Origin of the sequence: Bacteroides propionicigenes (assembly GCF_018390535.1) — a bacterium.
In the GTDB taxonomy this organism is placed as follows: Bacteria; Bacteroidota; Bacteroidia; order Bacteroidales; family Bacteroidaceae; genus Bacteroides; species Bacteroides propionicigenes.
On sequence record NZ_JAHBBW010000004.1, the window covers coordinates 18,002 to 38,106 of the forward strand.

Consider the following 20,105-nt stretch of genomic DNA (forward strand, 5'->3'; position numbering starts at 1 on the left):
CCTTTACCCCGAGAAAATAACGCAATCGTATATATTTAATATAAACTTTAATAACCGTTTCAAACAGTATGAATACAAAGAACCACACTGTAGGCATCCTCGGTTCCGGCTGGATTGCCGAAAAAATGGCAATCACTCTTGCAGGAATGAAGGGTTACGAATGTCTCGCCATCGCCTCCCGTACACAAGCGCACGCCGATAGCTTTGCCGCCAAGCACGGTATTGCCCGCGCTTATGGCTCTTACGAAGAACTGGTCAAGGACAATGACGTGGAACTGGTGTACATCGCCACTCCCCATGCCTTGCACTACGAACATGCACGTATCTGCATCGAACACAACAAGCCCGTACTTTGCGAAAAGGCATTCACCGCCAATGCCCGCGAAGCCGAGACATTGCTGGAACTTGCCGAAAGTCGCAAGGTCTTCATCACCGAGGCCATTTGGACCCGTTATATGCCTCTGTCACTCAAAGTTATCGAATTGGTTCGGCAAGGTGTCATCGGACATCCCTATACACTGACTGCCAATCTATGTTACCCCGTTTCGGAAAAGGAACGGATGCAACGCCCCGAACTGGCAGGAGGCTCCTTACTCGATCTCGGCGTGTATGCACTGAACTTTGCCGCTATGATTTATGGAGACGAGATAGAACGTACCGTATCCGCCTGTACCAAGACCGACACGGGAATGGACGACCAAGAAAGCATCACACAGTTTTTCAGTAATCGCAGAATGGCGGTACTAAACAGTTCCATGTATCCGCGCAGCGATCGCAAGGGAATAATTTCGGGTGATAAAGGATATATCATTGTGGAAAATATCAACAATCCGGAAATAGCGCGTGTTTACGACTTGGATTACCGTCTGACCGCCGAATATCCCGCCCCTCCTCAGATTACAGGCTACGAATATCAAGTTATCGCCAGCTTCGAGGCTCTCGAACAAGGATTGCTGGAATCTCCTTATATGCCACATCGCGAAACCCTGCGTATCATGCGCATAATGGATGAGCTAAGGCGGGACTGGGGAGTGACATTTCCGAATGATGAAATTATCTAAATATACCGTTTTTCTTCATTTTTCTGAAATATGTATCATACAAAAAAGAATGTGTAACATAGATATAGTTACTTTTTGTACAAAAAGCATTCTTTTGTAATCGTAAAGTAAAACCTTTAATTTATTATTGTATGAAACATTTATTTAAATTTTCCCTCTGCGCATTGGCATTCGTCATGGGCGCAGGCAGCGGATTGGCACAAAACGATGAAACAGGACTAAAAGATGCTTACAAAGACTACTTCTCCATTGGTGTAGCAGTAAATATGCGCAACATCACAAATCCTGAACAGATTGCCATTATCAAAAAGGACTTCAACAGTATCACTGCGGAAAACGACATGAAACCGCAACCAACCGAACCGGCCTACGGACAGTTCAACTGGGAGAATGCCGACAAGATTGCCAACTTCTGCCGTAACAACGGAATCAAGCTCCGCGGACACTGCCTGATATGGCACGCCCAAATAGGCAAATGGATGTATCAGGACGAAAAAGGAAACCTCGTATCGAAAGAAAAATTGTTTCAGAACATGAAGCACCACATCACAGCCATCATGGAACGCTACAAAGACGTGATATATGCATGGGACGTAGTGAATGAAGCAATCTCCGACGGTGGCTGGCAAGGTGGACGGAGAGGTATGGGGCAGAAACCGAGCCCTTACCGCAATTCTCCCCTCTATCAGATAGCGGGTGACGAATTCATCAAAAAAGCCTTTATCTATGCTCGTGAAGCCGACCCCAACGCACTCCTTTTCTATAATGACTATAACGCCGCCGATCCGCAAAAGCGCGACCGCATTTATAACATGGTGAAATCTATGAAAGAAGAAGGTATCCCCATTGACGGTATCGGTATGCAGGGACATTACAACATCTACGGTCCGAGCATGGAAGACGTAGATGCCGCCCTGACAAAATACTCTACGATAGTAAAGCACATCCATATCACCGAACTGGATATCCGCGCCAACGAGGAAATGGGAGGACAACTCAATTTCAGCCGTGAGGCCGGCAATATCAGCCAAACGGTAAAAACACTTCAGGAAGACCAATATACACGTCTGTTCAAGGTTCTCCGTAAACATAAGGATGTGGTAGGCAACGTTACTTTTTGGAATCTATCCGACAAAGACTCATGGGTTGGTGTACGCAACTATCCGTTGCCCTACGACGAGAACTACAAGCCAAAGCGTGTGTACAACCTCATCAAGAATTTTGACCCTGCAGCCGACAATGCGGTAGTGAAAGAAGATTTTCGTCCATCCGTACTCAACCAACCGGGACAAGAATATCCTATGGTCAACTCTCAGGGATATGCCCGTTTCCGCGTAGTGGCTCCGGACGCCAAGTCAGTCATTGTCAGCCTCGGTTTGGGCGGTCGTGGAGGTACAGTTCTCCGCAAGGATAAAGACGGCGTATGGGTAGGTACTACCGAAGGACCTATGGACGAAGGATTCCACTATTACCACCTCGATATTGACGGTGGTGTGTTCAACGACCCGGGCGCAAAGAATTACTACGGTTCCTGCCGTTGGGAAAGCGGTATTGAAATTCCGGCTCACGATGCAGATTTCTATGCCATGAAGGAAGTGGCTCACGGTAACGTACAGCAAATCTATTTCTATTCCAAGAGCACCAATACCCACCGCCGCGCATTCGTCTACACTCCGCCGACTTACGGTAAAGACAAGAAGAAATATCCGGTTCTCTACTTGCAACATGGTTGGGGAGAAGATGAAACAGCTTGGTCCAATCAAGGACATGCCAATCTCATCATGGACAATCTGATAGCCGAAGGCAAGATAGAACCTTTCATCATTGTAATGACCTACGGCATGACGAACGATGTAAAGTTCGGACATATCAACGAGTTCACAGCCAAAGAATTTGAAACAGTGCTGGTAGACGAGCTGATACCTTACATTGACAGCAATTTCCGCACGCTGGCCGACAAGAAACATCGTGCTATGGCAGGACTTTCCATGGGCGGCTTCGAAACGAAACTGATTACTCTCCGTCGTCCTGAAGTATTCAATTACTATGGATTATTGAGTGGTGGTATCTATACTCCGAATGACATCAAAGACAAGAACCAAGTGGCAGGTATCTTCATCAGTTGCGGAAGCAAAGAAAATCCTACAGGTGTGACCAAAGCTGTAGAAGACCTAAAAGCTGCCGGCTTCAACGCCACCTCGTTCGTGTCTCCCGACACAGCACATGAATTTCTGACTTGGCGCAGAAGCTTGTACCATATGGCGCAATTGCTATTCAAGTAAAAGTATAAATGCAGCCCTGCCTATTTGGAGTAAGCAACGTACTGAAAGGGACTCGGCAGAGATTTAGTGGGAATAAACATGTATAATCAATTCTAAAAAAAGAACTTTTTGTCAGCCACTCCATGCAAATTGGCTCTGAACAATTTTATTTTAGCATTAAAAAACTCAGCGGCTGCATTTGAACATAAGCATTCAAATAGATACACATTGCGTACCTTGTTTTTGGGGTTGTAGTTTTGCGCCCTCAATAACAATCTCAAATCACTACTTGCGCAAGAAGTATTCAGCCGGCAAAAATCTGTTTTGATGTATATCATAATTCATTTTGATATACGTCAAAACAGATTATCATGTATATAAAAACAAGGAATATTCTTGGATTTCAGTTTGCACTTGTACCCCTTCCACCCTTCCAAAACGTCCTATTTATAGGGGGATAGCGGGCGTAAAAGGAATGAAATAAAACTGTATTATTACATCAAACAAAATCCCCACGGACTTTCTACTGCTCCGTTAAGTTGAATATTTTCACCCTCTAAAAACAATAAAAGGCAAGCAGTTTTATCGACTACTTGCCTTTTCTTCGTGATTCCGTTGCGATTCGAACGCAAGACCCACGCCTTAGAAGGGCGTTGCTCTATCCAGCTGAGCTACGGAACCAGCCTTAATTGCGGTGCAAAGGTACGCTTTTTTATGAAAACTGCAAATATTATATTCAAAATATTTATTATCTGTATTAAAATGATAATATCTTGCATAAAGAGTAAATAGTTGTATAATTGAAATACAACACATTAACTCCCATGAAGTCATTCTAAAGAATATACGAGTTATATGTCAGAAGAGTTTTTACAATCCCTCTCCTATTTCGGTATCAATTATAATTGTACTACAACTGATAATAGGTATCATTAGCCATAACAATTGCATCTTCCAAAGTACCTCCACTTTGTTCTACAAATGCAATAACGGCATCTATAAATTCGTTGAAAGTGGCAACATCCTCACCGGCAATTTTTTCATTATAGTCTTCCTCTGTAAAATCCAAATTTTCTATTAATTCTGTTTTCATTTTTGTTTCAATGGTTATATTATAGTATCATTATTGAATACCTTTTTTTGCAAAAATAATATATCGTCTTGACTTCTTAGCTATTATTTGCAAATAATATTTACCATTAAATTATATTCTAGCGAACAAAATTCAAACATAAACTTACTTATTAACAGCTATAATGTAATAGATTTCCAAGTATTCTCAAGTTATTCAGAACAGTCTTAACAAATGTATATGTTTTTCCAAACGATTATTTAAATCAATATCATTCACATTCTGCTCTATCTATAATGTCAAGATATCACAACCCAAGTGGTAGTTTACAGGCGTACCAAAGTACAAACAAAGCAGTCCAGGCAATAAGAATAGCCAACGAATATCTCCATGTATATTGAAGTAGTGAACCATATGTGGACTGCCTGTCGTATTGCTGCATATAGGTCAGCACAAGCGGCATATAGAACATAAAGGGGGTTATGGCATTCGTCGCGCTGTCACCAATACGATATGCACATTGCGTCATATCCGGTGAAATTCCCATACCGGCCAATACCGGAATAAAGATAAAAGACATAAACGCCCACTTCGACGTGGAGGAAACCATTATAAGGTTGATAAGAGCAGTAAACAGAATGAATAATATCAATATCCACAAACTATCCAGTTGGGCAGAAGAGAGTGCATTCGCTCCCATTATTGCGATACATTTATCCAAATGGGAATACTCAAAGCAAGCAAACATCTGGGAAGCAAAAAAAGCAATGACAAAATAAACGCCCAATAGATTCATCGGTTGGGTCAGCCCCTCTATTACATCGTTGTCCGTACGATAACGCCCTGATGCAAATCCATATACCATTCCCATTAAACCGATACCCAAAGAGAGCAAAAACAAGATACCTATAATGAAAGGTGAACGGATAAGCCCGCCGTTGACACCCCTCAAAATTCCCCATGAAGAGAATGTAGCCCACAGAACAAGCGTTGCATAAAGCAACCCTACAATTACCGCTCCCCACAAAGCCCTCTGTTCCTTACGAGAGAGCTGCTTATAACCGCAAAAAGCACTGTTCCCATTATATTTTCCCAAACTTGGCAATAACTTTTTACGGGTGATGTAATAGATAATGAATATCAATAGAAAAGTAGATATACAAAAGAAATAATAATTGCATAGCGGTCCGACTCTTCCACCCGATACATTCGTCATATCAGAGGCCTCTTGTGTTGCAGCCGCAAGCATAGGGTCGAGCGTACTTAAAAGAATATTGGCACTATAACCACACGATACAGACACATAGGATGCAATAATACCGCCTATGGGATGCAATCCCACTGAGTGAAACAATGTTGCGGCAATAGGCAGTAATATGATATATCCGGCATCCCCCACTACATTGGACAGCAATCCCAGAACAATAACACTAAGCACAATACGCCACGGATTATGTTCCCGGTTGCGTATGCCTTTGCGTATACACGCATCTATAAACCCCGAATGCCGGGCAACCCCTATTCCGAACATCGCCACAATAACCAGTCCCAACGGAGCAAAACCGGTAAAGTTTGTCACCACATGGCGCAGCAACCAACGAATCCCTTCCGGGCTCAACAAACTTTGTACACGTATTTCCTCTCCGGTCTGAGGCAGACGCACGCTTAAACCGTAGACATCAAATATCCACGACAGAAAGATGACTCCCAGCGTCAACAGGAAGAACATCGTTGCAGGATGGGGCATGCGCCATTTATTTCTCATAGTTTCTCAGTGCCTCCGGACTATTCATCGTCCGCTTCCAAGTTGTCAATATCAAGAATGCGCAGTTCAAGTGCACGCACAACAAGGCGCGTAGCGTTCACTCCCATCCGTTCGGAAGCCGAGAAAAGGCGTCCTACCAAATCATTCTGCCGCTTCTCCAATGATTTCACTCCGAACGGCATTCCTTTCAGATTGGCAATCATTTCTTTGGTATATCCCAGGGCCAAATGGCGCAGAAAACGTTCATCATATTCGTCTATATCGTAACTGATGACGGCTTCCTGCCGTTTCGCGTCATTTTGGACGGAAGTCTTAAAGCGTTCCACAATCTTCTCCAATATGGGGTAATTAAAAACAAGTTTCTTGCCATCCATAACGGCTTGTACGTCCGTCTTTGTCAACAATTCTCCGGTTTTCAGGATGATACCGTCAGCTCCTGCATCAAGAACATCCACCCATAGTTTCTCATTCAAAATCTCTCCGGTAAATATCAGCACGTGCACGCCGGGATACCGTTTAAAGATATTGCGGCAAATATCCACACCGATAGTAGTAGAGCCACCCAAGCCTAAATCCAACAACACGAGATCAGGTACACCGGCTTCCATTAAGGTCCAGAACTCCTGTTCCGTCATGGCGGTACCGATAACTTCCGCATCCGGTATCTCATGGCGGAATATCTCTTCCGTACCTTTTAACTCCAGTTTTACGTCTTCTACAATGATGACTTTAAATTTCTTTGCTTTCATATTTCATATCTTTTCATCCTAACTTATTTTGATTTGCTCCGAGAAAAAACAATTATCCTCCGGGCTAAACTCTCTTTAGACAACGGGGCAACGTAAAGTATACTGCAAATCCTCCCCCTTCCATCGGCTCTGCATTGATGCGGCATCCTCTCCTTCCTGCAAATTCATCATGGTCGCGAATAATCTGTTTACATATCAGATATTCCGTACCATGCAACTCTCCCCTTTCACCTGCCGTCATACGTGCCAAGTCCGGGTAGAACAATTGGTTCAATTCTTCCTTTGTTTTCTCCCGCCGCATATCCGTAAAAAGGAAACGCACAAAATCATCTTCTACTGCACAAGTCAGGCAGATTTTTCCTGAAACAGATACAGACAGGGCTTCATCAATCAGATTCTCCAGCAGAAAACGCAATTGATTCACATCTCCGACAACTGACTCATCCACTGCTTCCGCATTGAAAACAACGGAGGTGGAAACTCCCTTGCTTGCCTTGCGGAAATACTTCTCCGCAGCTTCCAGCAGTCCGGGTACAGGAATCACCGTACGCCTGAAAGTAACCTCCTCCAGCTGGCGGGACGCACATTGGCTCAAAATAGAGAATACGCCTTTATAATACTCTATCAGTTCACTGATGGCCGCCACAGTTTCCTGTTCTTCCGTTTCCGGCAATTCACCGGAACGGAGCCTGCCTATCAGCTGCTTTATCCTGTTGGGATAATAAATCGTCTCATGTTTGATGGTAGACAAACAATTGTCGAGCACCATATTCTGCACATGCAGCAAGCTATCTTCCCATGATGCACGGCGTGCTTCATCCTGAGCCGTTTCGATATCCCGGTATTTTATGGCCAACTTCACCACCGCATTAAATACCACTATCGCAACGTAGCGGGCTATCAGTTCCAGCAGCAAACGGTCGGATTCTTGTTGCGCTTCACTTCTCACCAAACACAGCACTCCTATACATTGACTGGAATTTCCGGCTTTCACGACAAGAGGAAGCGCTTGCATTCCATTCTCCGACAAGTACATTTGCTCCTTAAAACAACGTTGCATCAGGTCTGTCCATGCAGGCTGCTGCCCCTCGGTTATTTCTTCCAGAGGATTGGCTGCGTATTCCAGTTTGCGGGCGGCTTCATTATATACAGCAATACCCAGCCGTTCTATGCCCAGCAACTCATTAACGGCATCGAACGCATTGTTCGCTATTTGTTGCGGAATATCTTTCAACGTATCTTCTTCCCGTTGCAGCATCTCCTCATTTTCAGATACAGGCATTACAGACGCAGTAAATACCTGTTTGTTGATTTCCAACACTTGTTCCAGATTCCAACGGTTCACCAACCTCCGGCGAAAATACAGGATGTAATACCCCAGACATAGCGTAACCAGCAAAATAGCGACCAGTAAGATACTCACCATCTTATTATTCGTAGAACGTTCCAACTCACGACAGAAGCTCTCCAGAGACTGATCTTCACCCAGCAGCTTATACAAAGTAGTATAAGCGCTATTATTATAATTGTAATTATCCCATTGCTTCAAGGCGAGAAACGCCACAGCCGCCTCATTCCTAATATCCAGTATCACATGAAAATCGGAATTGAACATCTCGTTCCACCAGTCCAGTTCGGCAGGCATATCATTCCCCGTTAAAGTCATATAGCGGTCCGGTTGCCCGGCATACTTCCTATAATGTTCATTCAGGCAAGTCATTGCGGAATCTATATATTGCAAAGCCATTGCAAATTCGCCGTCCACATTACAGTAGTACGCTTCATTGGCATAATCGGAAGCCCGGTCCAGCAAAACCCCGTATTCTTCCTGCAAAGCCAATGTCAACGAATCCGTAAGAGTGTCCATAGGCACATCATCGCCGGCTGCCTTCGTACAGGAAGCCACACTCACAGACAGTACCAGCAACATCATTGTCAGAACCTTGCGTACACCGGTAGGCAGTCTGAAGTAAAAACGGCTGCCCTGTCCCAATGTGCTTTCCACATTGAACAGGCACACATTGAAAATCGGGTTCGTTTTCTTATACTTCTCAATGATGCCCTTACAGTTCATCAAGCCGAATCCGCTACCTTTGTTCTTCCTCAATTCCTCCCGGTCGGACGCATCTTTCATACCGATAGCTTTGGAGTCATACACTTTCTCTCCTACGATGCGGGTAACATCTTCCGGAGACAGGCCACACCCGTTATCTTCAACGGATATTTCCACGCAGTCATTCTCCTTACGGGCATAAACCCTTACCTTTCCTCCTTTAGGAGTATATTTGCGCGCATTTTCAGCCAGTGTATTTATCATAAAGAGAGTCAATGCCCTGTCTGCCTTCACGCAAGCATCGGTCGGTTGCACTTCCAAATCCAGTTGTTTCATTTCAAAAGCCCGGCTTCCTTTCCTCAACAGTTCGAAGAGTTCATTCAGTTCAAATGCTTCAATGTTCAGGCTCAACGTACCTTGCTTCATCTTAATCCACAAAGCCAAAATATCGTTGTACTCGTTAATCGTGGTGACAAGCTCGTCAATATACTGATACTTCTCTTTTTTGATAGTTTCGTCATGGATATACCCCATGCGCACCAGCTTGTGCACCTCGTTCAGAATACGGTCAATATACGGATGAATACCGTTCACAATAGACAGACAAGCCTTTTTTATCAGATTCTGCCGTTTGTTTCCGGCGATGTGCTGTTCGTGGATATAACGTTGTTTTTCCAGCCTGCGCTGTTCCTCGCCGAGGGAGATGGAAGTCATTCCGTTGTCCAGCGCCCATTGTATATAAGGGTTGATTACTTGCATCATAGCCTGTTCATCTTTCCCCATGCGCTGTACGAATACCAGTTTTCTATCTTTAATAGATATATCTTCTGTACCGAATAAGTCTTTCAGCTCAGGACGTACTGCCGCTAAAATCGCATCCGTTATATCCTCCTCGGTTTGTGCATCGGCGGGGATAGATGCAGTTATCCCCTGACATATATCCAGCATGGATTGCAAGCGGCGCAGATGTAATTTGTTGCGTATTTTGGAGCGTTTATTAAAGAACCAAAAGAATATCAATACCCAAATAACTCCCGTAATCACAAAGAAAAGCAAAAAGTTCAGTTGTCCCGCCTCCTTCTCCAATGCTTGGTAGCGGCTTTCCAGTTCTTTGTCCTGACGGGTATCTTCCAGAATATCCAAATAGATATTCCTGTTATAGTCGGAATATTCTTTCATCTCCAGTCCGGCATATGTCACGCTCAGTTGTTCTCGTATTCTTGAAATCCACTCGGGCACGGTCTTCAGTTTCTGTTGAATCCACGACTTCTCCGCGCATATCGTATCACGGCGGTCATATGCCTTCAGCCAATCCAAGCTGTCGTGACAATCGTAAAAGCGTCGATGATGATCGTTCACACATTCCAGAGCACGTGTCAATGTGTCCAAAGCCTGTCCATACTCCCCGTGTGCATTCAGATACTTCCCGATAGACACATAAGCGCCTGCTATCTGGTAAATGTCATTGTATTGCCGGAACTTCTCCAAAGCCAATTGTCCCAACCGCATGGGCAATAAAGAATCCATCGGCTCGCCAAACTGCTTCAGAGCGTGCGAACGACGTCCTTGAAAAAATTCATAATCATCCGGCGAAGCCGTCAGGTTTGCCAGACCTTGCACACCGTTCCCCTCAAAATACAAATACCCTTTTCTGGAAGCCAGCCTCCAAGTAGTATAAAGTTCGTCAAATTCCCTTAGACGACGCTCATCCGGCGTCTCGCCTTCGCACAAAGAAGCCGAACCTTTTATATAGTGATAATACAATAACTGGTTGGTATCTGTTGCCAGTTCCTCGTTCTCCGACACCTCATTTATGGATGCCAGAGCTTCCGGACGCTGTTGCAGATAATAATAGTATACGGCAGATACAATATAGAACTCCGACCGCGCATAACTCAGGCGCATTCGCTCATGCCTGTCTGCAAACAGGTTATTATCCTCCGCAATACGCTTCATACGGCGTACGGCGCTATTTCGATAATCATAAAATTCCTTGTTCAGCGCTGTCCGTTGATAAATCTTCATCAAACCGATATCGGCGATAAGAAGTTCCAACTCGTTCTTTGTCAGATTGTACACTTCCTGATGATACCTCTCGGCCTGTTCAAAATCCATACGCATAAAGGCGCAGAATCCCAAGTTATTACAGGCTTCGGCCTTTCCCTGCCTGTAAAGTTCCGCCTCTTGATAGGCCCTTGAAGCCGCATGGAACGATGAATCCAGATTTTTATATCGATAGGAGTATGCCGCCTGATTCAAGGAGTCAATCAGGTGCACCTCCTTTGTGGGAGCCGTACCCACGCACGAAACAAATGCCGTACCAACCAAGTATAGCATTCCCACCGACAATAATATAGATGAAAGGCGTTTCACAAAGCAAAGCTACAAATAAATCCGGTAAAGAAAAATATTTTTTCTACAATAAGTCTTGTATTATGTAGCGGGAAATTCATACCTTTGCATGCAAATTAATAAATAGGTAACATCTATTACAAAATGAGCGAAAAAGCACCCTTTATGGTATTCTCAGGAACAAACTCGAGATACCTTGCAGAAAAAATCTGCGCCAGCCTTGATTGCCCCTTAGGAAAGATGAACATCACCCACTTTGCTGATGGTGAATTCGCCGTTTCTTATGAAGAGTCTATCCGTGGCGCAAACGTATTCCTGGTTCAATCCACTTTCCCTAATTCCGACAATTTGATGGAACTTCTGCTGATGGTTGATGCGGCCAAAAGAGCATCTGCCAAAAGTGTAATTGCAGTTATTCCTTATTTTGGTTGGGCACGTCAAGACAGAAAAGACAAACCTCGTGTTTCCATCGGCGCCAAGCTGGTAGCCGACCTGCTCTCTGTTGCAGGTATCGACCGTTTGATTACTATGGATCTCCATGCTGACCAGATTCAAGGTTTCTTCAACATTCCGGTTGACCATCTGTATGCATCGGCAGTATTCCTTCCTTATATCGAATCATTAAAGCTGGATGATCTTGTTATTGCAACCCCCGACGTAGGCGGTTCAAAACGTGCCAGCACATTCTCCAAATACCTCGGTGTACCATTGGTTTTGTGCAACAAAACGCGCGAAAAGGCGAACGTAGTTGCCACCATGCAGATTATCGGCGATGTACAAGGCAAGAATGTCGTATTGGTAGATGACATCGTAGATACGGCAGGCACTATTACCAAAGCAGCCAATATCATGATGGAGGCCGGTGCCAAGTCCGTACGTGCCATTGCCAGCCACTGCGTAATGTCCGACCCCGCATCATTCCGTGTACAAGAATCCGGTTTGACGGAAATGGTTTTCACAGACAGTATTCCTTATGCCAAGAAGTGCGCTAAAGTTAAGCAATTAAGTATTGCCGATATGTTTGCCGAAACTATCAGAAGAGTAATGTCAAACGAATCCATCAGTTCTCAATACATTATTTGAGAATAAAAAATTGAAAATAAAAAAAGAGAGAGGGCTGCGCAATGAAACTGTGCAGCCCTCTCTCTTTTTTTATTCTCAATTCTCAATTCTCAGTTTTCCAATCTTCCCATTTTGTAGGTTCCCTTCCGCACTAACTTTCCATTCTTGTCGGTTTCTACAAACGGGCCATCCTTTTTGCCTTGTTTGAAGAAGCCTTCGTAGCGGTTGCCGTTCTTATCTTCCTGTACGCCGCTTCCCTCTTCCAGTCCGTTCACAAAACCACCTTTGTATTTTGTGCCGTCGGTAAGAATCAGGGTTCCTTGACCATTGAATTTATTATCTTTCCATTCACCTTCGTAGGAGTCACCGACGTTCCATTTGTAAACGCCATAACCGTTGCGTTGGTTGTCCTTCCACTGACCGTCATATACAGCACCGCTTGCCCACGTAAATATACCGTGCCCGTCCTGCATACCGTTCTTGAAGTTTCCTACATATTTATTACCGCTCGCATGGTAGTAAATACCTGCGCCCGTACGTTCGCCCTGCACATAAGAACCCTCGTAGCGATCGCCCGTATGGAAGAAGTAAATACCCTTGCCATGCTGCATATCCTCTTTCCAGTCGCCCACGTACTTGTCACCATTGGCATATTCAAACGTGCCTTTGCCGTCGCGGACATCATTTTTCCAATGCCCGTCGTATTTGCAGCCGTCATTCCATATTAATGTGCCTTCTCCGTTTTTCTTGTCATCCTTCCACGAACCGATATATTTGGAACCGTTTTTCCAAGTATAAGTGCCTTCGCCTTCACGTTTGTCGTTTGCCCAGTCACCTTCGTACAGGTCGCCGTTATAATAGTACATGGTACCCTTACCGTGTTGGTAGTCCTGATACCACATACCGTCGTAACGGTTGTTATTCATAAAATAATAGATTCCTCTGCCATGTTGCTGGTCTTGAAACCACTGGCCGTCGTATTTCTCGCCGTCGGGAAAAGTGTAAACTCCGTATCCCTCTCGTTTTCCTTTGACGTACTCGCCTTCATACACATCGCCATTCTTGAAAACCGTTTTTCCTTTGCCGTTGGGTTTGCGTCCTTTCATCTCGCCGGTATATACGGAACCGTCTTTAAACGTATGCGTCCCTATTTTTATTTCCGATGAGAAAGTCCCTTTTATTTTATCAAAGAAACCGCTTTTTTCTTGGGCTGCGGCATTTCCCTGTGACAAGAATAACAGAATGATTGCAGTATATAGATATTTCATCTTTGGTTACAAATTACTTGATTAGGATTTGGACAAAGATACGATTAATCTGCTAAAACCACGAGACGCATTCCGCTTTTTATGACATTTTTTTGCCGGATATGACTTCTTTTAATTTCTCTTTGCACAAATGCCGTCCGGCAAGTTCGCGTATATCTTCGGGGGTAATCTCCTTAACCGCATTCAGGGCATCCTCAAAGTGAGTGTCCCCAAAACCGGAAACTTGGACGAATATCCACGCATCTGCCAGTGAGAATGCCGATTCATAGCTGCGGCACATCTCGCCCAGCATATAATTCTTTACCATAGAGAGTTCGTCTTCCGGCACCAACTCATTCTGCAGGCGGTCTATTTCATGGTAAACCTCCTGAATGAGAGGTTCTACAAACTCGTTTGCCGTTTCCGTATTGACAACCAGCATCCCCTTTCCCGGATACGGGACGATGCCTGCGGAAATGCCATAGGTATAGCCTTTCTCTTCGCGGATGTTGGACATCAGGCGGCTTCCGAAGTATCCGCCGAACAACGTCACCATTACCCGCGTCTTCAGGTAATCGGGATGGTTGCGTTCCAAAGAGAGCGTGCCCATGCGGACTGCACTCTGCATGGCATCCGCATACTCCACAAAAATCCGTTTGTCCGCAGATGAAGCCGGGATAAAATCTTTCTTCTCCGGTTTGCGGAAATCCCTGCCGAACGCTTCCTTGCCGAACAAGTCTTCTATCCGCCGGATGCAATCATCGCTCACTTTGCCGGACACATAAATCGTGCAGTTGCATGAATGGTAGTGGCGGTCGTAGAACTCCTGCAACACAGCCGGGTTTATCCGTCCGTAATCGTCCTTCTGCACCAGCCGTCCGCAAGGATGCTCCTTGCCATACACCGCCTCCATCAATGCCCGGTGGGCCAAGAAGTCCACTTTGGACGAATTGACCAAGAATTGCTGTATATTATTGTCTACAATAATGCCCAACTCCTTCTCCGGAAATACAGGCTCTTTTACGATAGACTCCAGTATCTCCAACGTCTGCGGCAGATATTTATTCAGTGAATAGAGCGTGATGTAGGCATATTCCGATGCGATGGACAATTCCAACCATGCGCCGTAATAATCCAGCTTCTCCGCTATGTGCAAAGCATTGTACCGGCGTGTCCCTTCACGCAGCATACGGTTGGTGAACAGAGCTTGCAGGGGCCGGGACTGTTGCCAGCGTCCGCCCTCCATCAGCAAGTCGATGCGCACCACTTCATTATCACCGGAATCGAGCACATTCAGAGATACGCCATTGGGCATGACAGAGCGTCGGGGCATCTGTACGGCCAAGTGCTCTATATTCCTCACTTCGGGTTGGATGGTTCTGTCCACAGGCATTGTCAGTCAGGTATTCATTTGGCGTTTCGGGCTTGCAAGAAGCGTTCCGCCTGCTCCAAGTCCTGCGGGGTATCGATGCCTATCGTCTCCACTTCGGTGACACCTGCCTTAATGGTATAGCCGTTCTCCAACCAGCGCAATTGCTCCAGTGACTCCGCCAGTTCCAATGAAGATTGGGGAAGTGAGGTTATCTCCTTCAGCACTTCCACGCGATAGGCATACAAGCCGATGTGTTTGTAGTATGTATGGTTTTTCAGCCATTCGCGTTTTTCCGCATTACGCTGGTAGGGAATGATGGAACGGCTGAAGTAGAGAGCATTCATATTCTTGTTGAGCACCACTTTGGGAGAGTTGACGTTCTCCAATGCCTCGAAGCCGTTGTCTGCGGTGAAGGGTTTTACCAGAGTGGCTATCTGTGTGGACGGGTCGTTAAAACAGGCCTTTACAGTCTCCAGTTGAGACGGCTGTATAAAAGGTTCGTCACCCTGAATGTTCACCACTACATCAAACCCTTCCCCTACTTTGGTGCAAGCCTCGTAGCAACGGTCCGTACCGCTTTTGTGGTGCACGGATGTCATTACGACTTTTCCGCCGAATGCCTTTACGGCAGCTTCGATGCGTTCGTCATCGGTTGCCACATAAGCATCGTCCAGAACACCCGCCACTTGTTCGTACACCCGTTGGATAACGGTTTTTCCGCCCAATAAAGCCAAAGGCTTGGCAGGGAAACGCGTAGATGCGTAACGGGCGGGGATTATTCCCAGAAATTTCATATCGTCAAAACTTTATTTACTGTGTTATTATTCGGGAGACGGTCCGGCTACGCTTTTTCGTCCAGTTCCTCCAGCCCGCGCACGATATAGTCCCGTTTCAAATCCTCCGGCTTATACACCCGGCTGTCGCAAGAAAGCAAGTCTATATCAAGACGGACAATCTCCTGTTTCTTTTCATCGGGAGTCCTTCCGGCTTCCCGTTCTATATCTTTCAGATGGTGCATTACTTTGTCGGCATCACAGTCGGACATGAAGCGTGCCACCTGATTGGCAAACAATGCCTGCCGCCGGAAGAACAAAGGTTTCGTGTCCGCCTCTGCAGAAAAGCGGATATTCGGAAACAGCTCTGACAGCCTCTTACGCGCCAGCGCCAAATTGTCCTTCCTATGCTCATTGCTGCCGATGCAGATTGTATAAACCATTTTTTAAGTTCCGAATCTCATTTTCAATTAAACAGGTCGTCCAGCCCCATTTCCGATGCAGGCTCCGTCTCCTCGTATTCATTATCCTTACACGGGTCAAAGCCTTCGGGCAGTTGGAATGTTTCGTTCTCATCATATCCCAAAGACTTGTCGCCAAGCACTTTCACCATATATTTGGCCCAAATAGGCAATGCCATGGAGGCGCCTTGCCCGTGAAGCATCGTATCGAAGTGGATATCACGGTCTTCACCGCCTACCCAGCAGCCGGAAACCAGTGACGGCGTGAAGCCCATGAACCAGCCGTCGGCATTATAATTGGTAGTACCCGTCTTGCCGCCCATATCGGCTTTTACTCCCAGGCGGCGAACACGCCCGCCCGTACCTTCATTGATTACGGCACGCAGCATTACCAGCATCTTGTAGGCGCTGGATGCACTGATTACTTCCTGCATCTCCGGCGAGAATGTAGCCAGCACGTTGCCGTCGTTATCCTCGATGCGGGTTACGAACAGCGGTGCAACCCGGATACCCTTATTGGGAAATGCGGTGTACGCGCTCACCATCTCGCCTACGGAAATCTCGCAAGGGCCGAGACAGAGGGATACGGAAGGTACAATCTCGCGGTTGCGCACACCGAAGCTGTGCACCAGACGTTTCAGTTCGTAGGGGTTCAGCTTGCTCATCAGATAGGCCGTTATCCAGTTGTCCGAATTAGCCAGGCCCCACTTCACCGTCACCATTTCGCCGTAGCGCTTGTTGTTGGCGTTGCGCGGTGTCCAAGGCGTCCCGTTTTCGTCTATCAGCGTATATTCCACGTGACGGGCTTGGTCGCAGGGAGAGAACCCGTTCTCCATAGCCAGCGAATACACATAGGGTTTCATGGTAGAGCCAATCTGGCGGCGTCCCACCATCGCCATGTCATATTTGAAGTAGTGGTGGTTCGGGCCGCCCACATACGCTTTTACATGGCCGTTGCGCGGGTCCATCGACATGAATCCGGCACGCAGGAAAAATTTATAATAGCGTATGGAGTCCATCGGAGTCATCACGGTATCTTTCTCGCCGCTCCAACTGAAAACGGACATTTCTTCGGGCGTGTTGAACGCTTTCTTTATTTCGGCTTCGGAAGCCCCGGCATTCTTCATGATGCGGTAACGGTCGGACAGTCTCATGGCACGTCCCAGAATCTCGTCCACCTGTTCCTGAGTCAGGCGGAAAGTATAAGGCGCTTTCTTGGCTCCCTTCTTCTCTTTGAAGAAATAGCCCTGCAATTCCTTCAGATGCTCGGTCACGGCATCCTCCGCATATTTCTGCATACGGGAGTCAATCGTGGTATAGATTTTCAGCCCGTCCGTATAAAGGTTGTACTTGCTTCCGTCTTTCTTCGTGTTCTTTTCGCACCAGCCGTAGAGCGGATTGGTTTCCCAGTCGAGCGAATCCTCGTAATACTTCTGCATCTGCCAGCCGCGATAATCCGATTTATCGGGCTTCTTGGCATTCAACACGCCGCGCAGGTATTCGCGGAAATACGTTGCGAGGCCTTCGTTATGGTCTACACGGTGATACGAAAGTTTCAAGGGCAACGCCTGTAATGAGTCACGCTCCTCAACGGTGATATATCCGGCTTTGCGCATTTGGTCGAGCACCACGTTGCGGCGTCCGCGCGAACGTTCATTGTAGCGCACCGGATTGTAAAGGGACGGATTCTTGCACATGCCCACCAGCGTGGCGGCTTCCTCTATCTTCAGGTCCTTCGGCTCGCAACCGAAGTAAGTGTAGGCGGCAGTCTTTATGCCGACCGCATTATTCAGGAAGTCGAACTTATTGAGATACATCGTAAGAATCTCCTCTTTGGTGTAATAGCGTTCCAGCTTTACGGCGATAACCCATTCGATGGGTTTCTGGAACAGACGTTCCATTATGTTATCGGCGCTCGGCGAATACAGCTGCTTGGAAAGCTGCTGGCTGATGGTACTTCCTCCGCCGGCGTTCTTCTGCATCAGGATGCCACGCTTCACCACAGCGCGGAACAGGGCAATGGCATCGATGCCCGAATGTTCGGCAAAGCGCACGTCCTCCGTTGCAATCAGCGCATTGATGATGTGGGGAGACAGGTCGTTATATCCCACGAACACACGATTCTCCTTACTATAGGAATAAGTGCCCAGAACCTTTCCGTCTTCCGAGAAGATTTCCGTTGCAAATTTATAATTGGGATTTTCCAGGTCTTCAACGGGAGGCATATAGCCAATCCAACCTTTTGCTATCGAGAAGAAAATAATAACGCATGCCAGTGCTATCAGTGCTATGAAAATCCAAAGGACTTTTACGACTTTTTTTATCATGTCCGGTTCAACAATTTCTGTGATTATAATAATAGGACAAAGGTACGGAAATATAATGTATATACACTCAAACATTCCCGCTTTTTTCGTCTTTTTTTAGGTTCGGAAAGCGCAGTTCGCTGAACATTTTTGACCATTTTTTGTCGTTTTTGTTCACGGAACTGCCGTTTCAGTGAACAAAATTGAGTTAATTAACACACGTTAATCAACTAACAACCAAACCAATAAGCCATTTTTCCGTATAAAAAAGTATATATTATATTTATATAACAGCAGCAACATAAAAGAAAGAAAGAAAAAACGCTGCTGTTGCCGCCGCTTTTTTCTCCTCGGGAAAGCACGCAGTTCATCGTCCGAAAGCACGCACCTCATCACCCGAAAGTACACACCTCGCGAAGCCCGACCACGCACGCCGAATCATACGAACTGCGTGGTCTCGGTTGACGAGGTGCGTGCTTTCGGACGGCAAGGTGCGTCATTGGCGGCAACGAGCATTTTTATCTCAAAAAAGTCCTCTCACATTTTCGTGCGCCACATCTTTTTCGTACCTTTACACTCTCGAAAAGTAAAAAGAATATCAACGATATGGAAAACAGAAGTTTAGTCACTATCGCCGAACACAGCAAGGAAAAAATCCTCTACATGCTCGAAATGGCGAAAGAGTTTGAGGCAAAGCCCAACAGGCATCTGCTTGATGAGAAAGTTGTCGCCACCCTATTTTTCGAGCCGTCCACCCGTACCCGCTTAAGTTTTGAAACTGCCGCCAACCGTCTCGGGGCACGCGTCATCGGTTTTAGCGACCCTAAAGCCACCAGTTCGTCCAAAGGCGAAACACTGAAAGACACCATCAAAATGGTGAGCAATTATGCCGATATCATCGTGATGCGCCACTATCTGGAAGGGGCGGCACGCTATGCCAGCGAAGTAACCGCAGTGCCCATCGTCAATGCCGGAGACGGAGCCAACCAGCATCCTTCGCAAACGATGCTCGACCTCTACTCCATCTACAAGACACAAGGCACACTGGAAAACCTGAACATCTACCTCGTGGGTGACCTGAAATACGGCCGCACCGTGCACTCCCTGCTGATGGCAATGCGGCACTTCAACCCCACATTCCATTTCATCGCTCCCGAAGAGCTGAAAATGCCGGAAGAGTACAAGATTTATTGCCGCGAACACGGCATCAAGTTCGTGGAACACACCGACTTCACCGAAGAAGTAATAGCCGATGCAGACATCCTCTACATGACCCGTGTGCAGCGCGAACGCTTCACCGACCTCATGGAGTACGAACGTGTAAAGAACATCTACATCCTGCGCAACAAGATGCTGGAACACACCCGTCCCAACCTGCGCATCCTTCATCCGCTGCCCCGCGTCAACGAGATAGCGCTCGACGTGGACGACAGCCCCAAAGCCTACTATTTTCAACAGGCGCAAAACGGACTCTATGCCCGCGAAGCCATCCTGTGCGATGTGCTCGGCATTACGCTGGACGACGTGAGAAGAGACGGGAAATAAGTGTGTTTTTTCAAACTTCATACTTC

The 20,105-nt window shown here is 46.3% G+C and carries 13 protein-coding genes and 1 tRNA gene; 4 read left to right on the top strand and 10 right to left on the bottom strand.

Translation table 11 applies throughout. The features are described 5' to 3' along the window. Positions 1-68: 68 nt before the first annotated feature. Together KG118_RS06900 and xyn10D/fae1 are read left to right on the top strand one after the other, a co-directional pair. Positions 69-1,061, top strand: a complete 993-nt coding sequence (locus tag KG118_RS06900; protein WP_117711726.1) for a Gfo/Idh/MocA family protein — start codon at positions 69-71, stop codon at positions 1,059-1,061. 131 nt (positions 1,062-1,192) lie between these two features. Continuing rightward, the gene (xyn10D/fae1, locus tag KG118_RS06905; protein ID WP_117711727.1) at positions 1,193-3,343 is read left to right on the top strand and encodes a bifunctional endo-1,4-beta-xylanase/feruloyl esterase; all 2,151 of its coding nucleotides are present in this window, start codon (positions 1,193-1,195) and stop codon (positions 3,341-3,343) included. A 586-nt stretch (positions 3,344-3,929) separates the two neighbouring features. On the opposite strand, the gene KG118_RS06915 is transcribed toward xyn10D/fae1, so the two are convergent. The 5 genes from KG118_RS06915 to KG118_RS06935 all read right to left on the bottom strand — a co-directional run bounded on the left by KG118_RS06915 (position 3,930) and on the right by KG118_RS06935 (position 11,298). After that, positions 3,930-4,003, bottom strand: a tRNA-Arg gene (locus KG118_RS06915). Positions 4,004-4,232: 229 nt separating this feature from the next. Continuing rightward, positions 4,233-4,415, bottom strand: coding sequence for a hypothetical protein (locus KG118_RS06920; RefSeq protein ID WP_117711728.1), 183 nt, complete (start codon positions 4,413-4,415; stop codon positions 4,233-4,235). 286 nt (positions 4,416-4,701) lie between these two features. Next, positions 4,702-6,159, bottom strand: a complete 1,458-nt coding sequence (locus tag KG118_RS06925; RefSeq protein ID WP_117711729.1) for an AbgT family transporter — start codon at positions 6,157-6,159, stop codon at positions 4,702-4,704. A gap of 20 nt (positions 6,160-6,179) precedes the next feature. After that, on the bottom strand, positions 6,180-6,908 hold the full coding sequence (locus tag KG118_RS06930; RefSeq protein ID WP_117711730.1) for a DUF5932 domain-containing protein: 729 nt from the start codon (positions 6,906-6,908) through the stop codon (positions 6,180-6,182). Between the two features lie 64 nt (positions 6,909-6,972). Next, positions 6,973-11,298 (bottom strand): ATP-binding protein, encoded by a 4,326-nt coding sequence (locus KG118_RS06935; RefSeq protein ID WP_117711731.1) that lies wholly within the window; start codon positions 11,296-11,298, stop codon positions 6,973-6,975. 159 nt (positions 11,299-11,457) lie between these two features. Here KG118_RS06935 and KG118_RS06940 point away from each other — a divergent pair, with 159 nt between their 5' ends. Next, positions 11,458-12,396, top strand: coding sequence for a ribose-phosphate pyrophosphokinase (locus KG118_RS06940; RefSeq protein ID WP_187120043.1), 939 nt, complete (start codon positions 11,458-11,460; stop codon positions 12,394-12,396). An 89-nt stretch (positions 12,397-12,485) separates the two neighbouring features. On the opposite strand, the gene KG118_RS06945 is transcribed toward KG118_RS06940, so the two are convergent. From KG118_RS06945 to KG118_RS06965, 5 genes are all read right to left on the bottom strand, one after another. Beyond that, positions 12,486-13,643: an MORN repeat-containing protein gene (locus KG118_RS06945; protein ID WP_117711732.1), complete on the bottom strand. Its 1,158-nt coding sequence runs from the start codon at positions 13,641-13,643 to the stop codon at positions 12,486-12,488. Between the two features lie 79 nt (positions 13,644-13,722). Then, positions 13,723-15,015: a M16 family metallopeptidase gene (locus KG118_RS06950; RefSeq protein ID WP_117711733.1), complete on the bottom strand. Its 1,293-nt coding sequence runs from the start codon at positions 15,013-15,015 to the stop codon at positions 13,723-13,725. 14 nt (positions 15,016-15,029) lie between these two features. Continuing rightward, positions 15,030-15,788 carry a 3-deoxy-manno-octulosonate cytidylyltransferase gene (kdsB, locus tag KG118_RS06955; protein WP_117711734.1) on the bottom strand — a complete coding sequence of 253 codons (759 nt, stop codon included), beginning with the start codon at positions 15,786-15,788 and terminating at the stop codon, positions 15,030-15,032. Between the two features lie 47 nt (positions 15,789-15,835). Further along, positions 15,836-16,210 (bottom strand): 2-amino-4-hydroxy-6-hydroxymethyldihydropteridine diphosphokinase, encoded by a 375-nt coding sequence (locus tag KG118_RS06960; RefSeq protein ID WP_117711735.1) that lies wholly within the window; start codon positions 16,208-16,210, stop codon positions 15,836-15,838. A gap of 23 nt (positions 16,211-16,233) precedes the next feature. Next, positions 16,234-18,555: a transglycosylase domain-containing protein gene (locus KG118_RS06965; protein WP_117712001.1), complete on the bottom strand. Its 2,322-nt coding sequence runs from the start codon at positions 18,553-18,555 to the stop codon at positions 16,234-16,236. Between the two features lie 585 nt (positions 18,556-19,140). On the opposite strand from KG118_RS06965, the gene pyrB reads away from it, so the two are divergent. Continuing rightward, entirely contained in the window at positions 19,141-20,079 is a 939-nt protein-coding gene (gene pyrB / locus KG118_RS06970; protein ID WP_117711736.1) for an aspartate carbamoyltransferase, read from the top strand. Positions 20,080-20,105 lie beyond the last annotated feature (26 nt).